Origin of the sequence: Paucilactobacillus oligofermentans DSM 15707 = LMG 22743, assembly GCF_001434315.1 — a bacterium.
Lineage (GTDB): Bacteria > Bacillota > Bacilli > Lactobacillales > Lactobacillaceae > Paucilactobacillus > Paucilactobacillus oligofermentans.
Genome location: NZ_AZFE01000031.1, coordinates 327,071 through 343,066, shown reverse-complemented (window position 1 = coordinate 343,066; position 15,996 = coordinate 327,071). Strand labels below are relative to the sequence as shown.

17 protein-coding genes are annotated in these 15,996 nt (G+C 36.1%); 11 read left to right on the top strand and 6 right to left on the bottom strand.

The window, feature by feature from the left end; translation table 11 throughout:
- Window positions 1-95 precede the first annotated feature (95 nt).
- The 4 genes from FC70_RS05335 to FC70_RS05320 all read right to left on the bottom strand — a co-directional run bounded on the left by FC70_RS05335 (window position 96) and on the right by FC70_RS05320 (window position 4,210).
- Window positions 96-1,523, bottom strand: coding sequence for a C69 family dipeptidase (locus FC70_RS05335; RefSeq protein WP_057889964.1), 1,428 nt, complete (start codon window positions 1,521-1,523; stop codon window positions 96-98).
- 131 nt (window positions 1,524-1,654) lie between these two features.
- Window positions 1,655-2,413, bottom strand: a complete 759-nt coding sequence (gene aroD / locus FC70_RS05330) for a type I 3-dehydroquinate dehydratase (RefSeq protein WP_057889963.1) — start codon at window positions 2,411-2,413, stop codon at window positions 1,655-1,657.
- A gap of 113 nt (window positions 2,414-2,526) precedes the next feature.
- Window positions 2,527-3,948, bottom strand: a complete 1,422-nt coding sequence (locus FC70_RS05325; protein ID WP_057889962.1) for a glycoside-pentoside-hexuronide (GPH):cation symporter — start codon at window positions 3,946-3,948, stop codon at window positions 2,527-2,529.
- A 22-nt stretch (window positions 3,949-3,970) separates the two neighbouring features.
- The gene (locus FC70_RS05320) at window positions 3,971-4,210 is read right to left on the bottom strand and encodes a hypothetical protein (RefSeq protein WP_057889961.1); all 240 of its coding nucleotides are present in this window, start codon (window positions 4,208-4,210) and stop codon (window positions 3,971-3,973) included.
- Between the two features lie 303 nt (window positions 4,211-4,513).
- Between FC70_RS05320 and FC70_RS05315 the strand changes: the two genes are divergently transcribed.
- The 3 genes from FC70_RS05315 to FC70_RS05305 all read left to right on the top strand — a co-directional run bounded on the left by FC70_RS05315 (window position 4,514) and on the right by FC70_RS05305 (window position 7,093).
- On the top strand, window positions 4,514-5,179 hold the full coding sequence (locus FC70_RS05315; RefSeq protein ID WP_057889960.1) for an HD domain-containing protein: 666 nt from the start codon (window positions 4,514-4,516) through the stop codon (window positions 5,177-5,179).
- Between the two features lie 106 nt (window positions 5,180-5,285).
- Complete coding sequence (locus tag FC70_RS05310; protein ID WP_057890290.1) at window positions 5,286-6,110, top strand: undecaprenyl phosphate translocase family protein; 825 nt, start codon at window positions 5,286-5,288, stop codon at window positions 6,108-6,110.
- Between the two features lie 26 nt (window positions 6,111-6,136).
- Window positions 6,137-7,093 (top strand): TerC family protein, encoded by a 957-nt coding sequence (locus FC70_RS05305; RefSeq protein WP_057889959.1) that lies wholly within the window; start codon window positions 6,137-6,139, stop codon window positions 7,091-7,093.
- 52 nt (window positions 7,094-7,145) lie between these two features.
- Here FC70_RS05305 and FC70_RS05300 read toward each other — a convergent pair whose 3' ends face one another.
- Complete coding sequence (locus FC70_RS05300) at window positions 7,146-7,907, bottom strand: hypothetical protein (protein WP_057889958.1); 762 nt, start codon at window positions 7,905-7,907, stop codon at window positions 7,146-7,148.
- An 11-nt stretch (window positions 7,908-7,918) separates the two neighbouring features.
- Window positions 7,919-8,413 (bottom strand): aminoacyl-tRNA deacylase, encoded by a 495-nt coding sequence (locus tag FC70_RS05295; protein ID WP_057889957.1) that lies wholly within the window; start codon window positions 8,411-8,413, stop codon window positions 7,919-7,921.
- Window positions 8,414-8,540: 127 nt separating this feature from the next.
- On the opposite strand from FC70_RS05295, the gene FC70_RS05290 reads away from it, so the two are divergent.
- The 8 genes from FC70_RS05290 (at window position 8,541) to purQ (ending at window position 15,981) form a co-directional block, all read left to right on the top strand.
- The gene (locus FC70_RS05290) at window positions 8,541-9,269 is read left to right on the top strand and encodes a GntR family transcriptional regulator (RefSeq protein ID WP_057889956.1); all 729 of its coding nucleotides are present in this window, start codon (window positions 8,541-8,543) and stop codon (window positions 9,267-9,269) included.
- Window positions 9,270-9,541: 272 nt separating this feature from the next.
- The gene (locus tag FC70_RS05285; protein WP_057889955.1) at window positions 9,542-11,998 is read left to right on the top strand and encodes a phosphoketolase family protein; all 2,457 of its coding nucleotides are present in this window, start codon (window positions 9,542-9,544) and stop codon (window positions 11,996-11,998) included.
- Between the two features lie 150 nt (window positions 11,999-12,148).
- Window positions 12,149-12,532 (top strand): Rid family detoxifying hydrolase, encoded by a 384-nt coding sequence (locus FC70_RS05280; RefSeq protein WP_057889954.1) that lies wholly within the window; start codon window positions 12,149-12,151, stop codon window positions 12,530-12,532.
- Window positions 12,533-12,722: 190 nt separating this feature from the next.
- The gene (gene purE, locus FC70_RS05275; RefSeq protein ID WP_057889953.1) at window positions 12,723-13,208 is read left to right on the top strand and encodes a 5-(carboxyamino)imidazole ribonucleotide mutase; all 486 of its coding nucleotides are present in this window, start codon (window positions 12,723-12,725) and stop codon (window positions 13,206-13,208) included.
- Complete coding sequence (purK, locus tag FC70_RS05270) at window positions 13,189-14,325, top strand: 5-(carboxyamino)imidazole ribonucleotide synthase (protein WP_057889952.1); 1,137 nt, start codon at window positions 13,189-13,191, stop codon at window positions 14,323-14,325. The genes purE and purK overlap by 20 nt, the downstream gene beginning before the upstream one ends.
- A 2-nt stretch (window positions 14,326-14,327) precedes the next feature.
- The gene (gene purC / locus FC70_RS05265; RefSeq protein WP_057889951.1) at window positions 14,328-15,056 is read left to right on the top strand and encodes a phosphoribosylaminoimidazolesuccinocarboxamide synthase; all 729 of its coding nucleotides are present in this window, start codon (window positions 14,328-14,330) and stop codon (window positions 15,054-15,056) included.
- The gene (gene purS, locus FC70_RS05260; RefSeq protein WP_057889950.1) at window positions 15,049-15,306 is read left to right on the top strand and encodes a phosphoribosylformylglycinamidine synthase subunit PurS; all 258 of its coding nucleotides are present in this window, start codon (window positions 15,049-15,051) and stop codon (window positions 15,304-15,306) included. The genes purC and purS overlap by 8 nt, the downstream gene beginning before the upstream one ends.
- A 3-nt stretch (window positions 15,307-15,309) precedes the next feature.
- Complete coding sequence (gene purQ, locus FC70_RS05255; RefSeq protein ID WP_057889949.1) at window positions 15,310-15,981, top strand: phosphoribosylformylglycinamidine synthase subunit PurQ; 672 nt, start codon at window positions 15,310-15,312, stop codon at window positions 15,979-15,981.
- The last annotated feature ends 15 nt before the right edge of the window (window positions 15,982-15,996 follow it).

The window sequence follows — 15,996 nt, the reverse complement described above, 5'->3', positions numbered from 1 at the left end:
TTTCCTCGCTTTTCGTGTCTAAAATTATCATCAACAGTCTATTATACTTGGATAAAAAGAGACCTGCAACTAAAAGAAAGTTACAGATCAAATTTTTAGAGGTTAGCATCCATTTTAAACGTTAAATCAGATAGCTCTAATCCATGCATAATCAGCTCTGAAATCAAGGCATTCGTACGTTTAGCCATTTCATCAGTCATGACTTTATTTTGACGAGTTAAGAATTCAGTAATTATTTTTTTATCTAATTTTTCGGCAGCACTAGTAACATCATTAACGAATTGGTGGTGGAATTGGCGAGTATCCTTTAGATAGTCTAAGTCAGCTTGAATAAATTGACTGTGATGGGATTCTACCAACATTGATAATGTGCGATACATCCAATAGGCACTATTGCCTTTAATATCAAGGGTCATGGGCGTATCAGTATAACTAATGTCATTTGCAGTTGAATTACCGAAGAAAGGTACAAATGGGGTAAATGAAGGAATTCCAAAGCATAACCACATAATAGTTGAGGCTGCTTCAGGGACATCATTTAACACTTGTAGAATGTGTGAGTTTTGAGTTCGTGCAAGTGAGATTGGACGGTAACGATGCTTATCAGCGTCACTACCATGACCCAATGGATCAAAATCGGTCCCGTTATAGTGGCTACTTAATACTTGTTCAACATCTTCAAGGGTTAGTTTTTTCTCAACCGGTAAAATAAATGGTAAATCTAAATCTTCGGGTTCGAATTCTAAACTAGGACTAAGTAATTTATGTCCATACCACTGTCGGGGAGTATTGTAATGTTGGTCAAATTCGGTGTATGTCCCAAAAATACGGCGGAAGTTCCAATCGTTTAAATCAGGATTGAGATGATTTTCTGAAACAAGTGCTTGGATACCATCAGACCACATGAAATTATCAGAATCACTGAAATCGACTTGTTGAATTGCAACTCGGTTACCGGTAACCGCATACGAATCATCAGGGATTCTTTGGGCTACCCAATGGTGACCAGTGACGATTTCCATGTACCACACATCATCTTTATCGCTAAAAATTACGCCATTACCTTCAGGTGATCCGTGTTCTGCAATTACTTCTGCAAGACGAGTAACACCTTCACGAGCAGAATCAATAAATGGTAATACCATCGCAACAATTGAATCTTCGGCAAGACCATTGTTAACTAATGGGTCAGCTGCAAGAACGCGTTCATTAGCATAAACACTTTCGGTTGCACTCATCCCAACATTAGCTTCGTTAAAGCCGTTTTCATCAAAAACACCTTCATTCTCAACGTCAACATTAGGTGTTGCTTGATAACCATATCCAGTTTCAGGACGTTTAGCAGTAAAACCATTTTTACCTGAGGTAATGGTAGAAGACTTATTTGTGAAACTAGGGTATACGATGAATTTTTGTGGAGTGATTGGTAAGAAAGTATCATCATTTCGTGAAGCCATTGTTGAGCCGTCAATGGTGGCTTTTTTACCAACTAAAACAGTAGTACAAGCACTTTCAAATTTCATTGTTAGGATTCCTTTCAAATTGCGTTATGCTTAAGTCTAACGCATATATTTTAGTAGTCAAATATCATTAACTAGTGAGTTAATTTATAAAATAAAAAGTGTGATGAAGTTAAAAAACTTCATCACACTTTTTAGACGTTAGCTAAAACGTCTTTTAACATATTAACTGATAGTTGGTTGGGATTGTTTTCAATAGTTCCAAAAGTAGCGATGCTACCAAATGTTTTGCCAGCTAATTGAGTAATTTTTCCCAATTCTCCAATAGAGAGTGTAATTAAGGGTTGTTGTATTTGATGATCCGCTGCCAGAGTTGCATCCATCAAATTCATGACATCTTCACGGTTAGTCGCTGCGATAGCAACTTCGATAATATCGGGATTTCCTTTCGCCATTTGGGACATCAAGAAAATCAACTCATTTTTATCTGGTGATTTTTCAAAATCATGATGGCTCATGATCATAGTCACATCACCATTGGTTGTTAGCGAACGCAACTGAGCGATTTCGATGTCTTCACGAGAAAATTCAACGTCAATGGCATCGATTATTTCAGCTTGAATCAGTTGATTATAAGTATCAGTGTAAAGGTTACCTGGATAATCAAAGTCACCGCCTTCTTTAACTGTTCGATTAGTGGCAATAATGGGTGTTTCGCCAAGGATGGATTTTAAGTCAATTGCAGTACCAACTAGGGTATCAAAGTCTGACAAATTAGATTGTAAATAGTCTAATCGCCATTCAACAATATCTACAGGTTCAGTGATGAGACGGTTAGCTTGGATTAAGACATCTTTGTAGGTTTTAGCGGTGATTGGAACGATAATACGCTCAGGCTTGTTGTCACCTAATTCAAGATTACCGATATTAATAATTTTGGTGGCTTGATTCATTGGATGGTCCTCCTTGTAAGCTATTTCTTTGAGAATAGCACGTATTTAATGTATTTGTAAATAATAAAAACGACCGCCACTAATATAATGACGATCGTTTAGTTTATTAAAGTCTAAGCTTCTTTTTTAGCAGTTAGTTTTTTCTCAAGATCATTAACAACTTCAGCATGTTTCTTTTCAGTTAATGAAACTTTCAATAAGTATACTAAGGCTGCAATGATGATTAAGACGATTGGAGTATAGAACATATAAGTTTTAAAAGTAAGCAATTCGCCAGAAGAAATACTACTTGGCTTTGCACTACCGATCATACCCGCGTGGACAGCAGCTAAGGCAACAACACCATTAGCAATGGCACCTGCTAATTTATCAATCAAAGGACGAACTGATAACGTAACTGATTCGTTCCGAGTTCCATTTTTCAATTGACCATATTCAACACTGTCAGTGATAGTCATCAAGGCAGCTAAGAAAATCATTGGGTATGGGAAGAAGAAAATGGCAACAGAAATTAGCACCATAATTACGTTTTGACCAGCAAAGATAAAGAGCAGGTAACCAAGTAACATCATTGCAATTCCACCGACGTAGATTGCACGACGTTTGATTAAGGCAACAACGGTTGGGAATAGCGATACTGAAATAATTCCTAAAATGGCAGTAATTACACCAACCATTGAAAAGGCACTGGTATTACCAAGAACATATTGGAAATAGTAAGCCATTAATGAGTTAGTAACAACATAACTTAAAGCAAATAAGAAATATGATAAAGCTAACCACATTAATTGATCATTTTGAGCAATCACTTTAAAGACGTCACGGAAACGAGTCTTTTGTGTGTCTTCACGAATAATATTCTTTTCTTCTTTAGTTCCAAAAGCAGTAGCTAAGGCACCTAAGAATGAAACAACTGCGACAACGATTGCAAATCCTAACCAACCAGCCCGTGTTTTTTCTTCACCAGTAGAACCAGAGAAGGTTTTTGAAAGAAAAATAATTAGTGGGAAGATAAAGATTGGAACACTTTGCGCACCTAAGGTTGAACCAAAACGACCGATGGTTCCAAATTTACCACGAACTTTAGAATCAACACTAAGTGCAGGTAACATTGACCAAAATGCAATATCTTTAAATGAGTAAAAAATATCCAAAATAACAAATGAAATTCCAAACAATATCAGATAAAGAACAGGGTTCTTAGTAGTTAAACCACCAAAATTAGTGAAGATGATGATTAACATCACCGAACTAACTCCGGCACCAATCAGTAACCAGGGTTTAAATTTACCCCACTTAGAATTAGTGTTATCAACCATTCCACCAATTAATGGATCAAAAGCAATTTCAATTAATCTGATTACCATCATCATGATGGTTACGTATGAAATCATGCGAGCGTTGAAAGCTGCATCGCTGGTATCAAATAATTGACTTGTAACAAATAACATTAGATAAGTACTTAATGTTGCGTAGAACATGTCATGCCCGAAGGCACCTGCTGCGAATGAAGTATACTGTTTAGTATGTCCCATAATTTTTTTTGCTCCCTAAATTTTAGTATCGGTGCTCCATGATTTTTTCTAAGATTTTGTCGCGTTGTTCTGATTTCGCCATATCAAAGCGGGTTTCTTCAAGATCATTGAAATCATCAATAGTAATCATTGATTCCAAGTACAGCTTAAGTTCACGCTTGATATATTTGATATCGTCTTCACCTTCACGTTGAGGGTTTGTTCCAACAATGAGCCGTGCAAATTCTTTCGCGTCAATTCGAATCTTTTCATCGTTTGTCATTTTATCCAACTCCTTTTTTATGTAGAAATAAATAATTGCAATGTAAACGCTTTCTATAATTTAGTACTCTTCCGGTAAAAAAGCAAGCATTTTTTAGTAAAAATAGTAAATAAAAGACTGTGAAAAGCTTAACATAATCGTGATTATAGGCAAGTAAGCCCTAACATGATCGGTGGTTATTTTTTAGTAAAAAAACATGTTATGGATATAATTATAGTAATCTGTTAAAGATAAAAAGGTCACTATGATTAAAATCATTGTGACCTTTTGGTATGATAAGAACTAATAGCGGGGTGGTTAATGATGGATAAACGACAAGTGGACCAATTAAAGTTAATTAAGGAATTTGTCACTAAAGAAATGGAAAATGATACAAGCGGGCATGGAATGGATCATTTAATTCGCGTAACTAATTTGATTACTCGAATTAGTCAGGCTGAACAAGCAGATGAATTTATTGCCTTAGCTGCGGGTTGGTTACATGATGTAATTGACGATAAACTGACTGATCATCCAGAACAACAACAGATGAAAGTATGGTCATTTTTAAAATTAAATGGACTAAGCAACACGCAAGTCAATCAAATTAAAGATATTATTATGAATATGTCATTTTCGAAAAGCTTAGGTGGAAAGGTGATTGAACTATCATTAGAAGGAAAAATTGTTCAAGATGCTGATCGACTTGATGCAATTGGCGCGTTAGGAATTGGAAGAGCGTTTTATTACAGTGGTCATGTGGGTGAAGAAATGTATGATCCATCAATTGAGCCGCGAGTTAATATGACAAAAGAACAATATCGAAATGAACCAGGGACAACGATTAATCATTTTTATGAAAAGTTATTATTAATTGCAGATCGGTTAAATACGGATAGTGCAAAAAAGATTGGGCAACAACGTCAATTAGTGATGCAAAAATTCATTAAACAGTTTAAAGCTGAGTGGAATGGTGAAATCAATTATTAACTTTTTATTATAACCAAGAGATATGACTAGTTAAATCAATCAACCTTTAGTTATAATTATTATATTCATAAGAAATATATATAATACGGAGGAACATTGATTGCAAATTAACAATCAACGTGTGTGGTTACTGAATGTGATTAAAGGAGCTATGATTGGCTCAGGATTTATCTTACCTGGAATTAGTGGTGGGGCTCTGTCAGTGGTATTTGGATTATATGGACCGTTAATTAAATTTTTGGCTCATCCATTCAAACATTTCCGACAAAACTTTTTCTTTTTTTTACCAGTGGGAATTGGTGGAATACTGGGAATTTTTGGTCTATCGTTTGGGGTAAGTTACTTATTAGGTAATTACGAAAATATTGTTTTGTGGTTTTTTATTGGGGCTATTGTGGGAACCATTCCAGCAATGTGGCATGATTCTGGTAAACAAGGTCGATCACTAACTGATATGAGTTTAATGATTATTGCATTTATGGGGATGACATTGTTTTTAATCTTTGGGTTGTCATCAGTGAATACGATTGAAGCTAATGGCTGGTCATGGTTGTTAGCGGGTATATTAATCGGATTAGGACTTGTAATCCCAGGCTTAAGTCCATCAAACTTTTTAATTTATCTGGGTTTATACAAAGGAATGTCAGATGGAATTAAAACTGGTAATTTAACAGTGTTAGTACCAATGATTATTGGTGTTGTGTTAGTAATCTTGATGTTATCTAAAGTGATGAATTGGTTATTTGAAATCGCCTATTCAAAATTATTTCATTTGGTATTTGGAATTGTAATGGCATCAACGATAATGATTGTGCCCACTAATTATGATGGTATCGGAATGTTAGGATTCTCAATTGCTGCAGTTCTTTGCTTATTAGGAATCTTACTGGGATGGTGGATGAGTCGCTTAGAACAAGTTGTTGCTAAATAATAGGTAATTAATAAGGAGAAAAATAAATGGAAGTTAGTATTGGGTATTGGATTGGGTTCTTTGCATTCATTGTAGTGATGTTATTACTAGATTTAGGAGTTTTCCATAAGGGTAATGAAGCACCAACAATTAAGTCATCATTACTTTGGAGTGCCTTTTGGATTGGCCTCGCGTTTTGTTTCGCGGGTTGGATTTGGGGCTTTGCGGGACCGAGCTACTCGCTTGATTTTATTACCGCATATTTGCTTGAAAAATCGTTAAGTATTGATAATTTGTTTATTTTTATCTTAGTCTTTGGTTTCTTTAAAATTGATGTTAAATACCAACATCGTTTACTTTTTTGGGGCGTCTTTGGCGCATTAGTTATGCGGGTAATTTTCATTTTTGCCGGCGTGGCCTTACTTGATAAGTTTAAATGGTTGATGTTTTTATTTGGTGCATTTTTGATTTACACTGGAATTCATATGTTATTTGAAAAAGACGGTGGAACTAAGAGCTTAAATGATAGTCCAATTATGAAAATCATTCGCCGAGTCGTCCCAATTAAAGACGATGCCACAGAACCACACTTTTTAGCGAAAGTTAATGGTAAAACTGTAGCTACACAATTCTTGGTGGCCCTTTTATTCATCGAAGCATCTGATTTATTGTTTGCGGTTGATTCAATTCCAGCGGTATTGTCTGTCTCGCAAAATACATTCATCGTTGTTACTTCTAACATCTTTGCAATCATGGGCTTACGTTCATTGTACTTTGCATTGAATGGTATCTTACCGTTATTCCGATATATCAAATATGCACTATCGATTATTTTGGCCTTTATTGGAGTCAAAATGGTCTTGAACGAAAGTGCCCACTATTTTGGTTGGCATTTCCAAATTTCAAATATCGCTTCATTATTAGTAATTGTCGTGTTAATTACGGTGGCAATCGTCGCTTCGATCATTGTTGATAAAGCTGAGCAACGAAGGAAAATGGGATAAAAATAAAATGCGTTGTTAGATAACCTTTTTAGGCTTTCTGACAACGCATTTTTTATTTAATTAATGCAATAATTCTTAGAATTAAGTTAGTAGCGGTGGAGATAATCACAGCTAGAATCATTGCAGAATATAATGGCAACATGAATGACTGTAAGGTGCTGGCGATATCAACTGATTGGGTAATAAAGGTAATGAATAAAGTGATCACCACCAGAAGTAGTAGAAAGAATAGTGTTCCAGATAATGAACTATTTAAATCAGAACGACTTAAGTCAAAGCCGCCAACGCAAATGTTAATTAAGATAATAATCCAGATAATCACACCAACAAATCCGTAAGGTGAGTTAGCAAATAAATCTAAATCAGAAATTGATTGGGTGCTAACATAACTTTGCCAAGAAGATAGTGCGTTTGGAACCAGCCATTTTGAAATTAGCCAAACAACCAAGGTATTACCAATGATGGGGGCAATTCCGATGAATAAGTTACCCAGGCGCTGATAAAAACTAGCTTTATTCCAACTATGTGAAACGTAGCCAAGTGCTTGATCATTAGGATCATTCCGTTTGGGGAAACGAACTAATCTAAATTTGGTTATTTTATGGCGGAAGATTAAAGCCATAATTAGGTGGCTTGATTCATGAATCGCAATCCCGATGAAGCCCAGCCATATTTGAGCCTGATAGCCAAAGTAGGTCACAGTCAATTGCTTACTGTTATGATTAACAAGGACTAAGAAGGTTCCAAAAATAATGGGAAAGATTGCTAAGTACAAAAGCAAGAATCCGAAATTAGTAAATAGATTATTTGTCATAAATTATTTTCCTATTGTTTTAAGTCGACGAAGTTACCATGGACTACTAAAGCCATATCTTGGGCATTGATTTTAATTGAACGGCCAATCTTGCCGGACGAGACAAAAATTTCAGGGACTGAATTAGCTTCTTGGTCAATGTAAATTGGGTACTTGAACTTCTCATAAATTCCGATAGGAGTATTAGCGCCATGCTCGTACCCAGTTGTTTTTAATAAGTCAGTGAGTGGGACCATGGAAACTTTTTTATTGCCAGAAACTTTAGCAAGCTTTTTTTCATCTAAGTGCCAGTCAACTGGAATAACGCCAACGACGGGTCCGGTGGTTGGCCCGGTTAGGACTAAAGTTTTATAAATTAAATGTTCATCAATTTCGCCATGATCAACATCTAATTGCGTTACATCACCATCTTGCTTGGTTGGAAACTCGGTTTGATCATAGTTAACATGATGTTTATCAAGAATTTGTTCGACTAATGTTTTTTTAACTTTTTTTTGTTTTCCCATTTGTAAACCTCCAAGGATTGAGTGACTGGTTCGGACCAATTTTATTAAAGTATACAACCAATCTGAAAATCTGGTATACTTACATAAGTGTATAAAACTAGGATTTTAAATGTAGGAGTTAGTTTTTATGGCAGATTTAGTATACCGCAAAATAATGCGAGACCTCAAAGAGCGAATTTTCAATCAAGAGTTCAATGATAAAAAATTGCCAGACGAACGTAGCTTAAGTGAGTCGTACGGAGTTAGTCGTAGCTCAATTAAGCGTGCGCTAAACGTAATGGCACAACAAGGAATTATTTTCAAAAAGCGTGGATCTGGAACGTTTATTAATCCACTATATTTAAAAAATCAATCACTATTTAATTATGAAGGAACTAATTTAGGGGTTACCGATAGTTTTCATTTAGATGGTAAACGTCCTGGAATTAAATTGATTGATTATCAAGTTATCCCAGCTAGCAAAGAATTACAACAAGATTTATTTTTGGAACCCGATGATTTTGTTTATAAAATTAAGCGTCTGCGCTTATTAGATGATGAGCCAATAATCATTGAAACAGGCTATATTCCAATTAAAATAATGCCGGGTTTAACTCCAAGCGTGGTTAAAGGATCAATCTTTAATTATTTATCAGAAATTGAAGGCAAATCAGTTACAAAATCGTTTATGTCGATTTTAGCTGAGCCTTCAAATCAGCAAGATCAAGAATTGTTAGGTTTATCTGATAAAGAGCCAGTTGGTATTATGGAAGGCATCTTCTTTCTTGATGATGGAACGCCGTTGGAAGTTTCAAACATGCGCGTTCATTACAAGTATTTAAAATATAATACATTTGTCAGCTTAGATGAAGAATAAGAAGGAATTCTTATTCTTTTTTTATTAATAAATTCATAAAAACGATTTAATATAGCTAAATTGACACTGAGTCAAAGCATAGCAAGCTTTATGTTAGCAGCGTTATAATTTATTGATTAAAATTGGACCGTATCAATTTTCAAATAAGTTGACTTTTCTGAAAATGTAGGTAAAATAGTCATTGTAAATTGTTACTTAGGTAAATTTTTACGTAAGTCGCATCAAACACTATGTTGTTATTAATTCATTTAATTTAAAGGAGTGTTAATTTCATGGCAGTAGATTATGATTCAAAAGAATATCTTGCTAAAGTCGATGCTTGGTGGCGTGCTACCAACTACCTTTCAGCAGGTATGATCTTTTTAAAGAACAACCCTTTGTTCTCAGTTACAAATACACCAATCCAAGCTGACGATGTTAAAGTTAAGCCTATTGGCCACTGGGGTACTATCTCAGGTCAAACTTTCCTTTACGCTCATGCTAACCGTTTAATCAACAAATTTGATTTAAACATGTTCTATATCGGTGGCCCAGGTCACGGTGGACAAGTTATGGTTACCAACAGTTATTTGGATGGTTCATATACTGAAAACTACCCAGAAATTACTCAAGATGTTGAAGGTATGACTCGCTTATTCAAGCGTTTCTCATTCCCAGGTGGTATTGGTTCACATATGACCGCTCAAACACCAGGTTCACTTCATGAAGGTGGAGAACTTGGATACTCATTATCACATGCTACTGGTGCTATCTTGGATAACCCTGATCAAGTTGCTTTCACTGTAATTGGTGATGGTGAAGTTGAAACTGGTCCTTCAATGACTGCATGGCATTCAATTAAATTCGTTAACCCTAAGAATGATGGTGCTGTATTGCCTATCTTGGATTTAAATGGATTTAAGATTTCAAACCCAACTATTTTCTCACGTATGAGTGATGTAGAAATTACTAAGTTCTTCGAAGGACTAGGTTATTCACCTCGTTTCATCGAAAACTCAGATATTCATGATTACATGGCTTATCACGAATTAGCAGCTAAAATCTTTGATGATGCAATTGCTGACATTAAAGATATTCAAAAAGATGCTCGTGAAAACGGTCGTTATCAAGATGGTGAAATTGCAGCTTGGCCTGTAATTATCGCGCGCTTGCCTAAGGGCTGGGGTGGACCACGCTTTGATAAGAATGGTATGCCAATTGAAGATTCATTCCGTGCTCATCAAGTTCCATTGGGTCTTGAACAAAACAAGCTTGCTGAATTACCTGAATTTGAAGAATGGTTAAATTCATACAAGCCAACTGAATTGTTCAACGCTGATGGTTCACTTAAAGATGAAGTTGCAGCTATGGCTCCTAAGGGTGACAAGCGTATGGCAAGTAATCCTGTTGCTAACGCTGGCCGTCGTCGCGGCGAAAAAGCTCCAGAATTAGCTATGGCTAGCTGGAAAGACTTTGCTAATGACATCACACCTGAAAACCGTGGAACAGAACTAGCTGACGGTAGCCGTAACATGGATATGAACGTCTTATCTGGATTCTTTGCTGATATTGCTAAGAAGAACCCAACTTCATTCCGTATCTTCGGACCTGACGAAACAATGTCAAACCGTCTCTGGGATATGTTCAAAATTACTAACCGTCAATGGATGGAAGAAGTCCGCGAACCAAATGATCAACATGAAGGTCCAGAAGGCCGTATCTTAGATGCACAACTTTCTGAACATCAAGCTGAAGGTTGGTTGGAAGCCTATACACTTACTGGTCGTACTGGTGTGTTCACATCTTACGAATCATTCCTTCGTGTAGTGGATTCAATGATTACTCAACATTTCAAGTGGATTCGTCAAGCTGCAGATCAACCATGGCGTAACGATTACCCATCATTGAACTTGATCTCAACTTCAACAGTATTCCAACAAGATCATAATGGTTATACCCATCAAGATCCTGGTATGCTAACTCACTTGTCTGAAAAGAAGGCTGACTTTATTCGTCAATACTTGCCAGGTGATGCTAATACATTGCTTGCTGTCTTTGGCCGTGCCTTTACTGAACGTCAAAAGATTAACCACGTTGTTGCTTCAAAACAACCACGTCAACAATGGTTCTCAGTTGATGAAGCTGAAACTCTTGCTAACGAAGGCTTGAAGACAATTGATTGGGCATCTACTGTTTCTGAAAATGAAGATGCTGATATCGTGTTCGCTTCTGCTGGTGTTGAACCAACAATCGAATCATTGGCTACAATCAATCTTATCAACACAGCATTCCCTTCAGTTAAACTTCGTTATGTTAACGTTGTTGAATTGAATCGTCTACAAAACAAGAATGGTAAGCAAAATGCTGACCGTGCTTTGACAAATGCTGAATTCACTAAGTTCTTCGGCGAATCAGGAACTCCAGTATTATTCGGATTCCATGGTTATGAAGACTTGATTGAATCATACTTCTACGAACGCGCTCACCTTGGTTTGAGTGTTCATGGATATCGTGAAGATGGTGATATTACAACTGCATACGACATGCGTGTATACTCACAATTGGATCGTTTCAACCAAGCTAAAGATGCCGCTTCATTATTAGCTGCTAAGGGAGCAATCTCACAAGCTGATGCTGATGCATTTATTGCTAAGATGGATGCCATTTTGGCTAAGCATTTCGATGTTACTCGTAATGAAGGACATGATATTCCTGAATTTACTGACTGGAAATGGTCTGCTCTTAAGTAATTAAATAATCGTTAGTAATAATGATGATTTATTAAAAAGTTTCTACTCATTTTAATGAGTAGAAACTTTTTTTATTTAACAATAATTAAATGTCAATATTATTAAAATGAATGGTAAACTATTCATAGTTTGATTATAAGGAGAAATGATATGATTCAAGTTATTGAAACTAAAGATGCACCAACAGTACGTGGAGCTTATTCACAGGCAATTAAAGTCGGTGATACACTTTATGGCTCAGGCCAAATTGGAATTGATCCTGAAACAGAAAAATTAGTTGGAACTGATATTGAAAGTCAAACTAAGCAAATTCTTCGCAATATTGCGGCAATTGTTGCGCAAGCCGGATTTACGCGGAGCAATATTGTTAAAACCGTTGTTTTTGTACAAGATATGAGTGACTGGATGAAAGTTAACGAAGTTTATGCTGACTTTTTCGAAAATAATTTAATTTTACCTGCACAATCAATTGTGGAAGTAACTAAATTGCCAGCGGATGCATTAATTCAAATTGAATATATTGTTAGTAAATAATTTAAAATACCCAAACACTGAAAGTTAGCGTTTGAGTATTTTTTTGACCGTTTTTAATTTAAAATACAGGTAAAACCATTTAAACACGAACGATATCGTTAAACTTAATATTATTGTATGTAAAATTCGTTGACTATCTTTTATGGGGTTGTTACACTAAGGGGGAAATTTCAATATTAGGGAGAACATGATGAATAAAATCGCTGTTGTAATGGGCTCGATTTCTGATTGGCCCACAATGCAATTAACTACCCAGCTACTTGAACAATTTGAATTAGATTATGAACCAAAAATAATTTCTGCTCATCGAATGCCGGAAGAACTTAAATTATTTTCAGAGTCAGCTAAAAAAAATGGCTATTCAGTAATTATCGCTGGGGCTGGCGGCGCTGCTCACCTACCTGGAATGTTAGCCGCTAATTCGATTTTACCTGTCATTGGTGTTCCAATTGAAAGCCGGGCATTAAAAGGGATGGATTCATTATTATCAATTGTTCAAATGCCAAGTGGTGTTCCAGTGGCTACAACGGCGATTGGCTCGGCTGGCGCTAAAAATGCTGCCTTATTGGCAGTAGAAATTTTAGCCATTAATGATGATAGTTTATCGCAAAAATTAGTTGATTTTCGGAAATGGCAAACTGAGGAGGCTATCAAAAGTGCGGACCAACTTAAGTGATGTTGTTTTACCCGGTCAGACGATAGGGATTGTTGGTGGTGGTCAATTAGGCCAAATGTTATCATTTGCTGCTAAACAAATGGGTTATCAAGTTGGTATTTTAGATCCAACGGCTAATTGTCCAGCTGGACAAGTTAGTGATTTTCAAATTATTGCTGATTACGACGATCATGATGCTTTGATTGAATTAGCCAAAAAAAGTGATGTATTAACTTATGAATTTGAAAATGTCGATGTTACAACCTTAAAGGAAGCAGCCAAGTATACGAAGTTACCACAGGGGACTAAAGTCCTAGAAATAACTAGTAATCGAATTAGTGAAAAAGAATTTCTCGAAGAAAATAAGATTCCAGTTACCCGATTTAGAGCAATCACGGCGCTAACTGAATTAGAAATGGCCATTGCTGAGTTTGGATACGGATGTATTTTGAAGACTGCTAGTGGTGGTTATGATGGTCATGGACAGTTGAATATTGATGGACATTTCAATCTTGAAGCTGCTGAAGAGTTACTCAAACATGGTGAATGTATTTTGGAGGAAAAACAGCAATTCATTAAAGAGTTGTCTGTGATGGTTACACGAAGTGCGGCTGGTGAGGTTCAAGTTTTTCCAGTGGCTGAAAATATTCATCGACACCATATTTTGAATGAAAGTATTGTTCCCGCACGGGTTGAAGATGATACCAAAAAATTAGCTGATGAAATTGCGACTAAAATAGCTAACGCCTTGAAGCTTCGTGGCGTGTTAGGAATAGAATTCTTTATGTTAGCTGATGGTCAATTAATGGTCAATGAGTTGGCACCACGACCACATAACTCTGGACATTATACAATTGAGGCCTGTAATATTTCACAATTTGAAGCACACATTCGCAGTATTTGTGGCTTAGTAATTCCAAAAATATATTTGTATCAGCCAGCAGTAATGGTCAATGTTTTAGGGCAACATCTGCAAGCAACTCACGAATTGTTACCAATTCGTCCAATGTGGCACTATCATGATTATGGGAAATCTGAGTGTAAATTAGACCGTAAAATGGGACATATTACAATTCTAAGTGATGACATGTCATCAGTTTTAGCACAAATTAAGTCAGAAAAAATCTGGGAGATATAAGTATGCAAAAATTGGCAATGATTAAAGAGGGAAAAGCAAAACGTTTTTATGAAACAGATGAAGTTGGTGTGAATTGGGTTGAATATCTTGATCAAGCTACCGCACTAAATGGAAAACGTAAAGATCGAATTATTGGCAAAGGTAGCTTAAATAATCAAATTGATACGATTTTGTTTGAAGACTTAATGGCCAATGGAATTAAGACGCATTTTGTAAAACAAGTTTCTCAGAATGAACAGTTAGTTAAGACAATGACAATGATTCCGTTAGAAGTTGTAATTCGAAATGCAGCCTCAGGTAGTTTTCAACGAAAATTTAAAGTTGAATATCTGAAAGCATTTAAGAAGCCGGTAGTTGAAACTTTTTATAAATCAGATGCACTTGATGATCCCTTTATTAATGAAAGCCAAATTTTAGCGCTTGAAATTGTAACTGAAACTGAACTAGCCTTTATTATCGATTATGCGTTAAAAGTTAACCAGGTGTTAACGGCTCGTTATGCAGCGGCTGGCTTGAAACTGGTTGATTTTAAAGTTGAATTTGGTAAAACAATGGATGGTGAAATTGTCTTAGCGGATGAAATATCACCCGATTCATGTCGGTTAGTTGATGAAAAAACGTTGGAGTCATTGGATAAAGATGTTTTTCGTAAAGAAACTGGCGATTTAGTTGACGTCTACACCGAAGTATTAAAGCGATTAATTGATAGTCAGGAGGCTACAAATGTATAACGTAAAAGTATATGTAACTTACAAGGCATCAATTCTTGACCCTCAAGGTGAGGCTGTAAAGATGGCACTACATCGGCTAGAATTTACCAATGTTCAAGCTGTAACTCAAGGTAAATATTTTGAGTTAACTATTACAAAGACGACGCAAAGTATTGAGGAACAAGTTGAAAAAATGTGTACCGAATTATTAACGAACACTAATATGGAAAGCTATCGCTATGAAATAGAAGAATTAACCACGGAGGGCTAATTAATGAAATACGCAGTGATTCGTTTTCCTGGTTCAAACTGTGATTGGGATATGTATTACGTTCTTCGGGATCAATTAAAAGTGGAACCAATTTTTGTTGACTATCGTGAAACAAATTTGCCAATTGATGTAGTTGCCGTCATCGTTCCTGGTGGGTTTTCGTATGGTGATTATCTTCGTAGTGGTGCGATTGCTCGCTTTGCACCAATCATGGAAGATATCAAAAAATTTGCTGAAGCCGGAAATCCAGTCCTAGGGGTTTGCAATGGCTTTCAAATTTTAACTGAAGCTCATCTGTTACCAGGTGGTTTACGAAAAAATCAACATCTGGAATTCATTTGTCAGCAACAAGATTTATTTGTTCAAAATAATCAAACTACTTTTTCAAATCAATTTAAGCCTGGCGAAAAAGTAATGATGCCAGTTGCCCATGGTGATGGCAATTATTATTGTGATGATGTCACCTTACAACAGCTTCGAACGCATAACCAAATTGTCTTAACGTATTCAAAAAATCCAAATGGAAGTGTTGCCGATATTGCCGGGATTGTGAATGAACAAGGTAACGTGATGGGAATGATGCCACATCCTGAGCGAGCTAGCGAATTGGTTCTAGGTGGAACTGATGGATTACGGTTATTCCAAAGTGTTGTGACACGTCAACTACAAAAATAATAGCGAAATCAGTTA

Coding starts and splice junctions, on each gene's coding strand:
- FC70_RS05335 (WP_057889964.1), bottom strand. CDS start 1,523: ATGAAATTTGAAAGTGCTTGTACTACTGTTTTAGTTGGTAAAAAAGCC.
- aroD (WP_057889963.1), bottom strand. CDS start 2,413: ATGAATCAAGCCACCAAAATTATTAATATCGGTAATCTTGAATTAGGT.
- FC70_RS05325 (WP_057889962.1), bottom strand. CDS start 3,948: ATGGGACATACTAAACAGTATACTTCATTCGCAGCAGGTGCCTTCGGG.
- FC70_RS05320 (WP_057889961.1), bottom strand. CDS start 4,210: ATGACAAACGATGAAAAGATTCGAATTGACGCGAAAGAATTTGCACGG.
- FC70_RS05315 (WP_057889960.1), top strand. CDS start 4,514: ATGGATAAACGACAAGTGGACCAATTAAAGTTAATTAAGGAATTTGTC.
- FC70_RS05305 (WP_057889959.1), top strand. CDS start 6,137: ATGGAAGTTAGTATTGGGTATTGGATTGGGTTCTTTGCATTCATTGTA.
- FC70_RS05300 (WP_057889958.1), bottom strand. CDS start 7,907: ATGACAAATAATCTATTTACTAATTTCGGATTCTTGCTTTTGTACTTA.
- FC70_RS05295 (WP_057889957.1), bottom strand. CDS start 8,413: ATGGGAAAACAAAAAAAAGTTAAAAAAACATTAGTCGAACAAATTCTT.
- FC70_RS05290 (WP_057889956.1), top strand. CDS start 8,541: ATGGCAGATTTAGTATACCGCAAAATAATGCGAGACCTCAAAGAGCGA.
- FC70_RS05285 (WP_057889955.1), top strand. CDS start 9,542: ATGGCAGTAGATTATGATTCAAAAGAATATCTTGCTAAAGTCGATGCT.
- FC70_RS05280 (WP_057889954.1), top strand. CDS start 12,149: ATGATTCAAGTTATTGAAACTAAAGATGCACCAACAGTACGTGGAGCT.
- purE (WP_057889953.1), top strand. CDS start 12,723: ATGAATAAAATCGCTGTTGTAATGGGCTCGATTTCTGATTGGCCCACA.
- purC (WP_057889951.1), top strand. CDS start 14,328: ATGCAAAAATTGGCAATGATTAAAGAGGGAAAAGCAAAACGTTTTTAT.
- purS (WP_057889950.1), top strand. CDS start 15,049: ATGTATAACGTAAAAGTATATGTAACTTACAAGGCATCAATTCTTGAC.
- purQ (WP_057889949.1), top strand. CDS start 15,310: ATGAAATACGCAGTGATTCGTTTTCCTGGTTCAAACTGTGATTGGGAT.